This is a genomic window from Ralstonia sp. 22111, from assembly GCF_052045895.1.
Classification (GTDB): Bacteria; Pseudomonadota; Gammaproteobacteria; order Burkholderiales; family Burkholderiaceae; genus Ralstonia; species Ralstonia wenshanensis.
In genome coordinates, this window is sequence record NZ_JBQEPR010000014.1 from 39,561 (window position 1) to 52,900 (window position 13,340).

At 62.1% G+C, this 13,340-nt stretch carries 13 protein-coding genes; all 13 read left to right on the forward strand.

The window, feature by feature from the left end; all coding sequences use genetic code 11:
* The first annotated feature begins 2 nt into the window (after nucleotides 1-2).
* Complete coding sequence (locus tag ACTJK4_RS24415; protein WP_440819148.1) at nucleotides 3-1,469, forward strand: NADH-quinone oxidoreductase subunit M; 1,467 nt, start codon at nucleotides 3-5, stop codon at nucleotides 1,467-1,469.
* 16 nt (nucleotides 1,470-1,485) lie between these two features.
* Nucleotides 1,486-2,961, forward strand: coding sequence for an NADH-quinone oxidoreductase subunit NuoN (gene nuoN, locus ACTJK4_RS24420; RefSeq protein WP_232040459.1), 1,476 nt, complete (start codon nucleotides 1,486-1,488; stop codon nucleotides 2,959-2,961).
* A 13-nt stretch (nucleotides 2,962-2,974) separates the two neighbouring features.
* Nucleotides 2,975-3,289, forward strand: a complete 315-nt coding sequence (locus tag ACTJK4_RS24425; protein ID WP_232040458.1) for a DUF2818 family protein — start codon at nucleotides 2,975-2,977, stop codon at nucleotides 3,287-3,289.
* 44 nt (nucleotides 3,290-3,333) lie between these two features.
* The gene (locus tag ACTJK4_RS24430) at nucleotides 3,334-3,945 is read left to right on the forward strand and encodes an NUDIX domain-containing protein (RefSeq protein WP_232040457.1); all 612 of its coding nucleotides are present in this window, start codon (nucleotides 3,334-3,336) and stop codon (nucleotides 3,943-3,945) included.
* A gap of 137 nt (nucleotides 3,946-4,082) precedes the next feature.
* The gene (locus tag ACTJK4_RS24435) at nucleotides 4,083-4,544 is read left to right on the forward strand and encodes a DUF1178 family protein (RefSeq protein ID WP_232040456.1); all 462 of its coding nucleotides are present in this window, start codon (nucleotides 4,083-4,085) and stop codon (nucleotides 4,542-4,544) included.
* Nucleotides 4,545-4,627: 83 nt separating this feature from the next.
* Nucleotides 4,628-5,824: an acyl-CoA dehydrogenase family protein gene (locus ACTJK4_RS24440; RefSeq protein WP_232040455.1), complete on the forward strand. Its 1,197-nt coding sequence runs from the start codon at nucleotides 4,628-4,630 to the stop codon at nucleotides 5,822-5,824.
* A gap of 35 nt (nucleotides 5,825-5,859) precedes the next feature.
* Nucleotides 5,860-6,990, forward strand: a complete 1,131-nt coding sequence (locus ACTJK4_RS24445; protein WP_322017257.1) for an acyl-CoA dehydrogenase family protein — start codon at nucleotides 5,860-5,862, stop codon at nucleotides 6,988-6,990.
* Between the two features lie 56 nt (nucleotides 6,991-7,046).
* Nucleotides 7,047-7,532, forward strand: coding sequence for a MaoC family dehydratase (locus tag ACTJK4_RS24450; protein ID WP_322017256.1), 486 nt, complete (start codon nucleotides 7,047-7,049; stop codon nucleotides 7,530-7,532).
* 37 nt (nucleotides 7,533-7,569) lie between these two features.
* The gene (locus ACTJK4_RS24455; RefSeq protein WP_232040452.1) at nucleotides 7,570-8,049 is read left to right on the forward strand and encodes a MaoC family dehydratase; all 480 of its coding nucleotides are present in this window, start codon (nucleotides 7,570-7,572) and stop codon (nucleotides 8,047-8,049) included.
* A gap of 264 nt (nucleotides 8,050-8,313) precedes the next feature.
* Entirely contained in the window at nucleotides 8,314-9,576 is a 1,263-nt protein-coding gene (gene urtA / locus ACTJK4_RS24460; RefSeq protein WP_232040451.1) for an urea ABC transporter substrate-binding protein, read from the forward strand.
* Between the two features lie 106 nt (nucleotides 9,577-9,682).
* On the forward strand, nucleotides 9,683-11,314 hold the full coding sequence (gene urtB, locus ACTJK4_RS24465) for an urea ABC transporter permease subunit UrtB (RefSeq protein ID WP_440819149.1): 1,632 nt from the start codon (nucleotides 9,683-9,685) through the stop codon (nucleotides 11,312-11,314).
* A 1-nt stretch (nucleotide 11,315) separates the two neighbouring features.
* A complete protein-coding gene (gene urtC, locus ACTJK4_RS24470; RefSeq protein ID WP_440819150.1) occupies nucleotides 11,316-12,485 on the forward strand; it encodes an urea ABC transporter permease subunit UrtC in 1,170 nt (389 codons plus the stop codon).
* Nucleotides 12,482-13,333: an urea ABC transporter ATP-binding protein UrtD gene (gene urtD / locus ACTJK4_RS24475; RefSeq protein ID WP_009241045.1), complete on the forward strand. Its 852-nt coding sequence runs from the start codon at nucleotides 12,482-12,484 to the stop codon at nucleotides 13,331-13,333. The genes urtC and urtD overlap by 4 nt, the downstream gene beginning before the upstream one ends.
* Nucleotides 13,334-13,340 lie beyond the last annotated feature (7 nt).

Below are 13,340 nucleotides of genomic sequence, written 5' to 3' on the forward strand. Positions count from 1 at the left end.
AAATGGTTCTGTCTTTTGCGATCTGGCTGCCGATCTTCTTCGGCGTGCTGGTGCTGGCCTCGGGCTCAGACCGCAATCCCGGTTATGTCCGCTGGATGTCGCTGATCGGCTCGCTGATCAGCTTCGTGATGACGTTGCCGCTGATCACGCGTTTCGACAAGACGACGGCTGCGATGCAGTTCGTCGAGAAGTCGTCGTGGATCGAGCGCTTCCACATCAGCTACTACCTGGGTGTCGACGGCATCTCGATGTGGTTCGTGGTGCTGACTGCATTCATTACCGTCATCGTGGTCATTGCCGCCTGGGAAGTGATCACCGAGCGTGTGGCCCAGTACATGGCCGCGTTCCTGATCCTGTCGGGTCTGATGATCGGCGTGTTTGCGTCGCTCGACGGTCTGCTGTTCTACGTGTTCTTTGAAGCCACGCTGATCCCGATGTACATCATCATCGGCGTGTGGGGCGGCCCGAACCGCGTCTATGCGGCATTCAAGTTCTTCCTGTACACGTTGCTGGGCTCGTTGCTGACGCTGGTCGCGCTGCTGTATCTGTACTTTCACAGCGGCACGTTTGAAATTCTGCAGTGGCATCAGGTCAAGCTGTCGATGAACGAGCAGATCCTGATCTTCCTCGCGTTCTTCATGGCCTTTGCCGTGAAGGTGCCGATGTGGCCGGTGCACACTTGGCTGCCGGATGCCCACGTGGAGGCGCCGACTGGTGGTTCCGTGGTGCTGGCGGCCATCATGCTGAAGCTGGGCGCTTACGGTTTCCTGCGGTTCTCGCTGCCGATCGCGCCGGATGCCAGCCATAGCCTGTCCGCGTTCATCATTGCGATCTCGCTGGTTGCTGTGATCTACATCGGCCTGGTCGCGCTGGTGCAAGCCGACATGAAGAAGCTGGTCGCTTATTCGTCGATCGCCCACATGGGCTTTGTCACGCTGGGCTTCTTCATCTTCAACGAGATCGGTGTGGAGGGCGGTATCGTCCAGATGATCTCGCACGGCTTCATCTCCGGCGCGATGTTCCTGTGCATCGGCGTGCTGTACGACCGGGTGCACTCACGTCAGATCGCCGATTACGGCGGTGTGGTGAACACGATGCCGAAGTTCGCGGCGCTGTCGGTGTTCTTTGCGATGGCCAACTGCGGCCTCCCGGCAACCTCGGGTTTCGTTGGCGAATTCATGGTGATCCTGGGTTCGGTCAAATTCAATTTCTGGATTGGTCTGCTGGCCGCCACGGCACTGATTTTTGGTGCAGCGTATTCGCTGTGGATGGTCAAGCGCGTGATCTTCGGTGATGTGACCCACAAGCACGTGGCCGAATTGAAGGACCTGAACTGCCGCGAGTTCTTCATGCTGGGCGTGCTGGCGGTCGCCACCCTGTACATGGGTCTGTATCCGAAACCTTTCACCGATGTCATGCATGCGTCCGTGGTCAACCTGCTGACCCACGTGGCTCAGTCGAAGCTGTAAGCAGCGAGAAGAAACTATGCAATCGTCCTCCTCTATTGCGGCTGTTGCCCCAATCGTTTTTCTCGCGCTGGGCATTGGTGCAGTCAACTGGATTGACCTGGCGCGCGGCCAGAAACGAAGCAGCGTGGCGTATCCGGTTTCGTTGGTGATCACGCTGGTGCTGGCCGTGTGGTTCGGGCTGAACGCCGCGAACGGTGAGACGCACTACGTCTTCGGCAATATGGCCGTGATCGACCCGATGGCCAACGTGCTGGCGTCGTTCTGCGCGCTTACGCTGTTTGCCACGCTCGTCTACACGCGCCGCTATCTTGCCGACCGCGACATGTATGCGGGCGAGTTCTACATGTTCGCCCTGTTCACGCTGGGTGGGCAGGTGGTGATGATCACCGGCAACAACTTCCTTGTGCTTTATCTGGGCCTGGAATTGCTGTCGCTGGCGTCGTACACGCTGGTGGCGCTGCGCCGCCGTTCGAACGTGTCGTCCGAATCGGCCATGAAGTATTTCATCCTGGGAGCACTGGCATCGGGCCTGCTGCTGTACGGCATGTCGATGCTGTACGGCGCAACCGGCTCGCTGGAGCTGGGCAAGGTGTTTGACGCCATCAAGAACGGCGAGATCAACAAGACGATCCTCGTGTTCGGCGTGGTGTTCATCGTTGCCGGTCTGGGTTTCAAGCTGGGCGTGGCGCCGTTCCACATGTGGGTGCCGGACGTGTACCAAGGCTCGCCGACGGCCGTGACGCTGCTGATCGCCGGCGCACCGAAGGTGGCTGCGTTCGCGATGACGCTGCGCATTCTGGTGGAAGGCTTGCTGCCGCTGGCGTTCGACTGGCAGAACATGCTGATCGTGCTGGCCGTTGTGTCGCTGGCTATCGGCAATATCACGGGCGTTGTTCAGACCAACTTCAAGCGTCTGCTGGGCTATTCGACGGTCTCGCACATGGGCTTCCTGCTGCTGGGCTTGGTGTCAGGCGTCAGCTCCGGCAAGCCGGATTTGACGGCACAGGCCTACAGCGCGTCGATGTTCTACGCGATCACCTACGTGCTGACCGCACTCGGCGCTTTCGGCATCATCTTGCTGTTGGCGCGTAAGGGCTACGAAGCGGAAGAGATTGCCGACCTCAAGGGCTTGTCGAAAAAGAGCCCGTGGTTTGCGCTGCTGATGCTGTTCATCATGATGTCGCTGGCGGGCCTGCCGCCGACGGTGGGCTTCTACGCCAAACTGTCGGTCCTGGGGGCGGTGGTTGATGCCGGAATGCCGTGGTTAGCCGTGGTGGCCGTGCTGTTCTCGCTGGTGGGGGCGTTCTACTACCTGCGTGTCATCAAGGTCATGTATTTCGATGCGCCGGCGGACGAGGGCCCCGTGGAGGCCACCTTTGGCCTGCGCTCGTTGCTGTCGATCAATGGCTTGCTGGTGCTGTTGCTGGGTATCTTCCCGGCCGGCCTGATGGCGGTGTGCTATCAGGCAATCCGCCTGACGTTGGCTTCGTAAGACGCCGAGCACCATGACTACGTCGACGGGCGGTCTGTTTGTCATCGTGTTGGCACTCATCTGTGCCAACCTGCCGTTCGTCAATCAACGCGTGTTGGCACTGGTGCCGGCACGCTGGCCGCGCAAGCCGTTCTGGCTGCGCGGCACCGAGCTGATTGCCATGTACGTTGTGGTTGGGCTGATCGGCTTTGGTATCGAATCGAGCCAGGGCAATGCATTTCCGCAAGGCTGGCAGTTTTACGCGATCACCGCTTGCTTGATGCTGGTTTTCGCGTTTCCCGGCTTTACGTGGCAATACCTGGTTCGCCATCCCCGCGATTCCCGTTAATTCCCGCCGGGCAGGTTCTCGCTGTCTCGGCATGAGAGAGCGCCATGTCCGATCACACCCCGCTGAACGCCACTCCTGAGACGACGCAGGACCCCGACGCCGGTCTGCGCGAGACGCAGGTCGCATCTGCGTTGATGCACCAAGGCAAATTTCTTACGCTCAAGCACGACATTGTTCGCCTGCCGGACGGCCGCAATGCGAGCCGCGAATACCTGATTCACCCGGGCGCGGTGATGATGATCCCGCTGTTCGATGACGGCACCGTATTGATGGAGCGTCAGTTCCGCTACCCGGTCGGCAAGGTGATGATTGAGTTCCCGGCAGGCAAGCTCGATCCGGAGGAAGGTGCGCTCACATGCGGCAAGCGCGAACTGCGCGAGGAAACCGGCTACACGGCCGAGCGCTGGGACTACCTCACGCGCATTCATCCGGTCATTTCGTATTCCACCGAGTTCATCGACATCTATCTCGCACGCGATCTTAAACAAGGTACGGCAATGCTAGATGAAGGCGAATTTCTCGAGACCTTCGTCACGCCGGCCGGCCAACTGATCGATTGGGTGCGCGAAGGTAAGATTTCCGACGTGAAGACCATCATCGGCACGTTCTGGCTTGAGAAGATTCTGTCAGGCGCGTGGACGCCGGGTGCAGTCTGAGGCGCTTACAGCCGTCGCTTGATCACACCGTTTTCCTGTCGTTGTTACCATAGCGAACGGTCGTGCGAAAAAATTAGCACGACCGTTCACAAATTTTCGAATCGGGGATACACTCGTCCCCATGCGCTGGACCGATCATGAAAGTGCTGGACCTCCGCTGTGCCAATGACCACCGCTTCGAAGGCTGGTTCGGCTCCGATGCCGATCTGCAATCGCAGCAAGAGCGCGGGCTATTGACGTGCCCAGTTTGCGGTCACAACGAGGTTGAGCGTTTGCCGAGTGCGCCCCGCCTGAATCTATCGTCGTCTCGTCCGGAGTCCGTCCACAAGAGCGGCGCTGGCAAGGCGGCCGAAAGCGAGAGCGGTGTGCCCGCGACCCTGCAACAGCTCTACCTGAAAGCCGTGCGCCATGTCCTTGCCAATACCGAGGACGTCGGCGAGCGGTTTGCAGAAGAGGCGCGCCGCATGCACTACAACGAGGCGCCGGAGCGGGGCATTCGCGGGACGACATCTCGGGAAGAAGCGCAGGAACTGGCGGAGGAAGGCATCGACGTGATGCCGCTGCTGGTGCCCGACGCGCTCAAGCAGCCCGTGCACTAGTCGCCCGATTCAGGTCCGCGCCGGTCCGACAGAACGTTCTCCATCGATTTGCCGCGGTGGAGAGCCAACCACAGGAGACAGGCATGGATCTGAACTACTCGGCGGCCGATGATGCGTTCCGCCAGGAAGTCCGCGGCTGGCTGCAAGCCAATCTGCCCAAGGACATCCAAGACAAGGTGTTGAACCACCGCCGCCTGAACCGCGACGATTTCGTACGCTGGCACAAGGCTTTGGCGGGCAAGGGCTGGTCGGTCCCGCACTGGCCGGTCGAATGGGGCGGCACCGGCTGGACCCCCATCCAAAAACACATCTGGGATGAAGAGTGCGCGCAGGTCGGTGCGCCCGGCGTGTTGCCGTTCGGCGTCAGCATGGTCGCGCCCGTCATCATGAAGTACGGCAACGAAGCGCAGAAACGCTACTACTTGCCGCGCATCCTGGACTGTACCGACTGGTGGTGCCAGGGCTATTCGGAGCCCGGCTCGGGCTCCGACCTCGCCTCGCTGAAGACGCGCGCGGTACGCGAAGGTGACCACTACATCGTCAATGGCCAGAAGACCTGGACGACGCTCGGCCAGCACGCCGACATGATTTTCTGCCTCGTCCGCACGGACCCGGAGGCCAAGAAGCAGGAGGGTATCTCGTTCCTGCTGATCGACATGAAGACGCCGGGCATTACCGTTCGCCCGATCATCATGCTCGACGAAGAGCACGAGGTGAACGAGGTGTTCTTCGACAACGTGAAGGTGCCGGTCGAAAACCTCATCGGCGAAGAGAACCGCGGCTGGACGTATGCCAAGTACCTGCTTGGTCATGAGCGGACCGGCATTGCTCGCGTGGGCAATTCGAAGCGCGAACTCGCATTCCTCAAGCGCGTCGCGTTGCAGCATCAGAAGAACGGCAAGCCGTTGCTGCAAGATCCGATGTTCGCCGCCAAGATCGCCTCGCTCGAAATTGAATTGCTGGCGCTGGAGATGACAGTGCTGCGTGTGGTGTCGAGCGAGAACGCCGGCAAGGGCCCGGGCCCCGAGGCATCGCTGCTGAAGATCAAGGGCACGCAGATCCAGCAGTTGCTGACCGAACTGATGGTCGAGGCCGTGGGGCCGTATGCCCAGCCGTTCGACCCGGACTACCTCGAGGGCGATGTGCCGCAGGCCGTCACGGGCGACAACGATGCCGCGCCGCTGGCACCCTATTACTTCAACTATCGCAAGACCTCGATCTACGGCGGGTCGAACGAAATCCAGCGCAACATCATCTCGCAGATGATCCTTGGCGTCTGATCAGAACGGCGACAGAACACATAGCGGAGACAAACATGGATTTCTCGTTCACCGACGAACAGAAGCAACTGGCCGATGCAGTGCGCCGCTTCATCGACAAGGACTACGGCTTTGAGGCGCGCAACAAGGTGGTGTACTCGCCGGAAGGTGTGTCGCAAGGTCATTGGGATGCGCTGGCCGAACTGGGCCTGACTGCACTGCCCGTGCCCGAAGCACAAGGCGGTTTCGACGGCCGCGCGATGGACCTGCTGGTCGTCATGCAGGAACTCGGCCGCGGTCTGGTTGTAGAGCCGTATCAGGCCACCGTGCTGGGCGCGCAGGCGCTCAAGCTCGCTGGCGGTCAGGATGCCTTGCTTGAAGAAGTCGCTGGCGGCGCCGTGAAGCTGGCCATTGCCTTCGGCGAGCCCCAATCGCGCTATGAGCTTTTCAACGTCACCACGCGCGCTGCGCAGCAGGGCAACGGCTGGACGCTCACGGGCGAGAAAGCGGTGGTGGTGCACGGCGCACAGGCTGACAAGCTGATCGTTTCGGCACGCACGGGCGGCGAAGCGCGTGATACGTCGGGCCTGTCGCTCTTCGTGGTCGACCGCAACGCCGCCGGCGTCACGGTCAAGGACTACCGCACGATCGACAACCTGCGTGCTGCCGACATCCGCTTCGACAACGCACCGGCAACGCTACTGGGCACAGCGGGCGAGGCGTGGGAAACCATCGATGCCGTGGCCGATCTTGGTTGTGTCCTGCTGTGCGCAGAAGCGATCGGCCTGATCGATGCGCTGAACGCCGCAACGCTGGAGTACACCAAGACCCGCCAGCAGTTTGGCGTGCCCATCGCGCGCTTCCAGGCATTGCAGCACCGCATGGTCGATATGTTCATCCACGCAGAGCAGGCCCGTTCGATTACCTATCTGGCTGCTGCGCACTTTGAAGATGGCGATGTCGAGGCACGCCGCCGCTACGTGTCGGCGGCCAAGGCGCGTGTCGGCCAGGCAGCGCGTGACGTTGGTCAGGAGGCCGTGCAACTGCACGGCGGCATGGGCGTGACGAACGAATTGCCGGCCGCGCACATGTTCAAGCGGCTGACAATGATCAACACGACGCTGGGCGACGTGGACCATCACCTGGCACGCTTCGCATCGCTGCCCGGCTTCCAGCAAGCGGCGTAACGGCAAACCTGAACGCCCCGCATTCGTGCGGGGCGTTGTCATTTGGAGGAGACGAGATGGCAGAGAACGAAAGGGCAGAAACAGCGCGTTCGTACGAGTTCTACTTCGACGATTTCGAAGTCGGCCGCACGCTGCAGATGGGCACCTACACGGTTACCGAAGAAGAGATCCTGACCTTCGCGCGGCAGTACGATCCGCAGCCGTTCCACATCGATGCGGAAGCCGCCAAGCACAGCATCTACGGCGGCATTATTTCCAGCGGCTGGATGACCTGCTCGATCATGATGCGGCTGATGGTGACGGGGTTTCTCGGCAAGGCGGCCAGCATGGGCTCGCCCGGCGTGGATGAAATCCGCTGGATGAAGCCGGTGTATCCGGGCGACACGCTGTCGGTGTCGAGCACCTGCATGGAAGTGCGTCCGTCGCAGTCGAAGCCGGATCGCGGCGTGGCCGTCAACCGCTGGGAGGCTCGCAACCAGCGCGGCGAACTCGTCTGTACCGTCACGGGCATGGGCCTGTTCGGTCGCCGTCCGCAAGCCTGATCGCTCGCCATTCCATCACAACAAGGAGACAACCCAGATGCGCATCATCGAATCGCTCGACGAGCTCAAAGGTTTGATCGGCCAGGAAGTTGCCGTGAGCGACTGGACCGAGATCACGCAGCAGCAGGTCAACCTCTTTGCCGAGGCCACGGGCGATCACCAGTGGATTCACGTCGATGTGGAGCGTGCCAAGCGCGAGTCGCCGTTTGGCGCGCCGGTGGCGCACGGCTTCCTCACGCTGTCGCTTTTGCCCATGCTGATGGCCAACGCGATCGAGATGTCAGACGTGAAGATGGGCGTGAACTACGGCCTGAACAAGGTCCGCTTCACCGCACCCGTGCCGGTGGGCAGCCGTGTGCGCGCCCGCGTGAAGCTGGTGGAAATGGAAGCGCTGCCGCCATTGCCCAATGCCCCCACGCTGACGGGCGCCCAGATGACCTGGGCGGTGACCATCGAACGCGAAGGGCAGGATCGCCCGGTGTGCGTTGCCGAATCGATCTCTCGCCGCTATTCCTGAGTCGCGTCTTTCTCATGTTCCCCAGGCCGGCGCAATGCCGGCCTTTCTTTTTGCACTGGCGTGCGCTTGCACTCCGCTTGTTTTGTGCTTGTCTTTACGCGCCCCAAGCGGGCGCATTCCAACGAACAAATGCGCTGACTTGGCGCGGCTTCAGCACCGTTTTGGCGCGTATTTCCCTTTGAACGAGCCAAATGCGATGGCACGGTAGTTGCACTTTTGGGCCCCGGGAGTCGTTCTCGCCACCAATAAACCCAAGGAGCCGCAATGAAACGTCGTGAGCTGTTGAAGCTGTCTGCCGTCGCCGCCGCAACGCTGTTGTCCGTGTCGAGCCTCGCGTTTGCCCAGGCCAAAGAACCGATCAAGGTCGGCATCCTGCATTCGCTGTCGGGCACGATGGCCATCTCCGAGACGTCGCTGAAAGACGTCGCGCTGATGACGATCGACGAGATCAACAAGAGTGGTGGCGTGCTGGGCCGCAAGCTGGAGCCGGTGGTGGTGGACCCGGCGTCGAACTGGCCGCTGTTTGCCGAGAAGGCGCGCGGGCTGCTGACGCAGGACAAGGTGGCCGTGACGTTCGGCTGCTGGACGTCGGTGTCGCGCAAGTCGGTGCTGCCGGTCTATGAAGAGCTGAACGGCCTGCTGTTCTACCCCGTGCAATACGAAGGCGAAGAGATGTCGAAGAACGTCTTTTACACCGGCGCGGCGCCCAACCAGCAGGCCATTCCGGCCGTGGAATACCTGATGAGCAAGGAGGGCGGCGGCGCCAAGCGGTTCTTCCTGCTCGGTACCGATTACGTGTATCCGCGCACGACCAACAAGATCCTGCGCGCGTTCCTGCACAGCAAGGGCGTGAAGGACAGCGACATCGAAGAGGTCTACACCCCGTTCGGCCACTCCGACTACCAAACCATCGTCGCCAACATCAAGAAGTTTGCGCAGGGCGGCAAGACGGCCGTGGTGTCGACCATCAATGGCGACTCCAACGTGCCGTTCTACAAGGAACTCGGCAACGCGGGCCTGAAGGCCAAGGACGTGCCGGTGGTGGCCTTCTCGGTGGGTGAAGAAGAACTGCGCGGCATCGACACCAAGCCGCTGGTGGGCCATCTGGCCGCATGGAACTACTTCATGTCGGTCAAGAACCCCGTCAACGACGACTTCAAGAAGAAGTGGGCTGCATGGGTCAAGGCCAACAACCTGCCCGGCGGCGACAAGCGCGTCACCAACGACCCGATGGAAGCCACCTACGTCGGCATCATGATGTGGAAGCAGGCTGTCGAGAAGGCTGGCTCGACCGACGTGGACAAGGTCCGCAAGGCGATGTACGGCCAGCAGTTCAAGGCACCGTCTGGCTTCACGCTGGTGATGAACAACAACCATCACCTGAGCAAGCCCGTGATGATTGGCGAGGTGCGTGGCGACGGCCAGTTCAACGTCGTGTGGAAGACGCCGACGGTGATCCGTGCCAAGCCGTGGAGCCCGTACATCCCGGGCAACGAGGGCAAGCCTGACATGGTTGCAAGCAAGTAATGTGGTCAGGCGGGCGGGTCACGTGTCTGACGTGGCCGGTCCTTTGAACGACGCTGTACGACGTGGCGGACCGATCTCGGCATCGGCCGCCACGCATCGGATTGCCATGATGCGCTTGTCCCGCTGGTTGTTTCATTCCCTTGCCGCACTGCTGTGCGCCTTCTGTCTGACTGCGATGCCCGCGGTATCTGCGTGGGCGGCCGGACAACCCTTGACCCAGGCCGATCTCAAGCCCCTGGCCGAAGACGACTTCGATGCCAAGGTGAAGACACTCAATGCACTGGCCGCTGCACCTGCGGAGCAGGCCGGCCCGATCCTGCAAGCCTTGCAGAATGACGCGCTGTTCTTCGCGCCCGCCGCCGGCATGGTGCGTCAGGACGGCGACAAGTACTTGGATGCGATCACTGGCCAGCCCGTCACCGTCAAGGCCGACGATCTGCAATCCCTCACACTGAACAATGCCCTGCGTGCGCAAGTGGACAGCGCGGCGAGCGGCTTCGTGCTGCAATCGCCCGACCGTGCCGTGCGTGCCCAGGCCGTCGATACGTTGCTCGCGCATCCCGAAACGGCGTCGCGCCCCATTGTCGACGCGGCACGCAAGCATGAAACCGATCCGGAATTGCGTACCAAGCTGCACCTGTTGTGGGCCAATCTCGCGCTCGACGACGGCACACATGCCGAGAAGCTCGAAGCGCTGAAGTTGCTGGCGGGCGACACCAATCCTCAGACGCGCCAGCGCATTGCGCCGCTGCTCGCCAAAGACAGCGGCGCCGACAATGAACTGCGCGCCGCCGCACAGCAAGCGCTCGACAGTCTGGCTGCACAGGAGCGCAAATCAGAACTGATCGGCAACCTGTTTGCCGGACTGAGCCTGGGTTCGGTGCTGCTGCTCGCGGCGCTCGGGCTGGCCATCACCTACGGGCTCATCGGCGTCATCAACATGGCGCACGGCGAGTTCCTGATGATCGGTGCGTACGCCACGTACGTGGTGCAAACGATCTTCCGCAACTACTTTCCGAACGCGTTCGACTGGTATCTGCCCGCAGCGCTGCCTGCCGCATTCCTGGCGGCGGCCGTCGTCGGCTTTGCACTGGAGCGGCTGGTGCTGCGTCACCTGTATGGCCGTCCGCTCGAAACGCTGCTCGCCACCTTCGGGATCAGCCTGCTGCTGATGCAGGCGGTGCGCTCCATCTTTGGCGCGCAGAACGTGGAGGTGGCGAACCCGAGCTGGATGAGCGGCGGCGTTGCCCTGACGCAGGGCCTTGTGCTGCCGTACAACCGGCTCGTCATCCTGCTGTTTGCGCTGGCCGTGGTGGCGATCGCCTGGGCCGTGCTCAACCGCACGCGCCTGGGACTGTTCGTGCGTGCCACCACGCAGAACCGCACGATGGCGGCCTGCGTTGGCGTGCGCACGTGGAAGGTCGACAGCTACGCGTTTGCATTCGGCGCGGGCATTGCCGGGCTGGGCGGTTGCGCACTCTCGCAGATCGGCAACGTCGGGCCGGACCTCGGCCAGAGCTACATCATCGATTCCTTCATGGCCGTGGTGTTGGGCGGGGTGGGGCAGTTGGCCGGCACGATCATCGGTGCGTTCGGGCTGGGCCTCATCAACAAATTCATCGAGCCGTTCTATGGCGCGGTGCTGGCGAAGATCATCGTGCTGGTGCTGATCGTGCTGTTCATCCAGAAGCGTCCGCAGGGCCTGTTCGCCCTCAAAGGCCGCAGCGCCGAGGCCTGATATGACGACAACCAAGTTCTCTCTCGATATTCCGGCGCGCATGCCGCTGCTGTCGCGGCGCGGGTGGTCTGCGCTGGTGCTCGTGTCGCTCATCGTGTGCATTGGTGCGCCGGTGTGCGCGCTTCTTGTGCCGGAAGGCAGCCTGCTGCATCTGTCGGCGTATGCGCTCACGCTCATCGGCAAGATCATGTGTTACGCCCTGGCCGCGCTGGCACTCGATCTGGTGTGGGGCTACTGCGGCATCCTCAGCCTCGGCCACGGCGTGTTCTTTGCGCTGGGCGGCTACGCCATGGGCATGTACCTGATGCGCTCCATCGGCCGAGAAGGCGTGTACAAGAGCGATCTGCCCGACTTCATGGTCTTCCTCGACTGGAAAGAGCTGCCGTGGTTCTGGCACGGCACCGAGCACTTCGCGTGGGCGATGCTGCTGGTGATCCTGGTGCCCGGCGTGCTGGCGTGGCTGTTTGGCTTCTTTGCCTTCCGCTCACGCGTCAAAGGCGTGTACCTGTCGATCATCACGCAGGCGATGACGTATGCGGCCATGCTGCTGTTTTTCCGTAACGAAACGGGCTTTGGCGGCAACAACGGCTTTACTGACTTCAAGCGCATCCTCGGCTTCCCGATCTCCGCATTGCCCACGCGCACCGTGCTGTTCGTCGCAACGTTCGTGGCGCTGGTTCTGGCGTTCATCGCCTGCCGCGCCATCGTTACGTCCAAGTTCGGCCGCGTAGTCACGGCCATCCGCGATGCCGAGGCCCGCGTGATGTTCTCCGGCTACAACCCGCTCGGGTACAAGCTGTTCGTGTGGACGTTTTCGGCTGTGCTGTGCGGTATTGCCGGGGCGCTCTACGTGCCGCAGGTCGGCATCATCAACCCGGGCGAGATGTCGCCGGGCAACTCCATCGAGATGGCCGTGTGGGTGGCCGTTGGCGGGCGCGGCACATTGATCGGCCCGATCATCGGCGCCTTCCTCGTCAACGGGGCCAAGACGTTGCTCACCGCATGGGTGCCGGAATACTGGCTGTTCGTGCTCGGTGCGATCTTCGTGCTGGTGACGCTGTATCTGCCGAACGGTGTGCTGGGTCTGATGGGCAAGCTGCGCATAAAGAAGCGGGTGCCCACGCAAGCCAAGGCACCCGAAGCCGCGACCGTGACCGGAGACCACGCATGAGCACGTTCACCGAACTCCCCGACCGCGCGGAGACTGGCACCGCCACCGGCATGGGCCACCTGGTCGAGCCCGACACCATCGACGTCTCGCACGGCGCCATCCTGTATCTCGAAGACGTGACGGTGCGCTTCGGCGGCTTTCGTGCGCTGAACGCGCTCACGCTGTCGATCGACCATGGTGAGCTGCGCTGCATCATCGGCCCCAACGGCGCGGGCAAGACCACGATGATGGACGTGATCACCGGCAAGACGGGGCCGCGCAACGCCGACGTGACGGGCCGCGTGTTCCTCGGCCAGACCATCGACCTGCTGCGCCTGACCGAACCGCGCATCGCGCAGATCGGCATCGGCCGCAAGTTCCAGAAACCGACCGTGTTCGAGCAGCACACCGTGTGGGAAAACCTGGAACTGGCGATGAAGGCCGACAAGCGCTGGTGGGTGTCGCTGCGCGCGCGTCTGCTCAACGACGGCCGCCAGCGCATCGAAGAAACGCTCGGCCGCATCCACCTGGAAGCGGAAGCCTATCGGCCCGCTGGGCTGCTCTCGCACGGGCAGAAACAGCGGCTTGAGATCGGCATGCTGTTGATGCAGCAGCCGCAACTGCTGCTGCTCGATGAGCCTGTTGCCGGCATGACGGATGAAGAGACGATGCAGCTCGCAACGTTGCTCAACGGCCTGCGCGGCACGTGTTCGATCATGGTTGTGGAGCACGATATGGAGTTCGTCGCCGCGCTGGCGGGGGCGGAAGGGCGCGTGACCGTGCTGGCCGAAGGCAGCGTCCTGGCCGAAGGCACGCTCGACGCCGTCAAGCGCGATGAGCGGGTGATCGAATCCTATCTGGGGCGCTAGAGCTTCC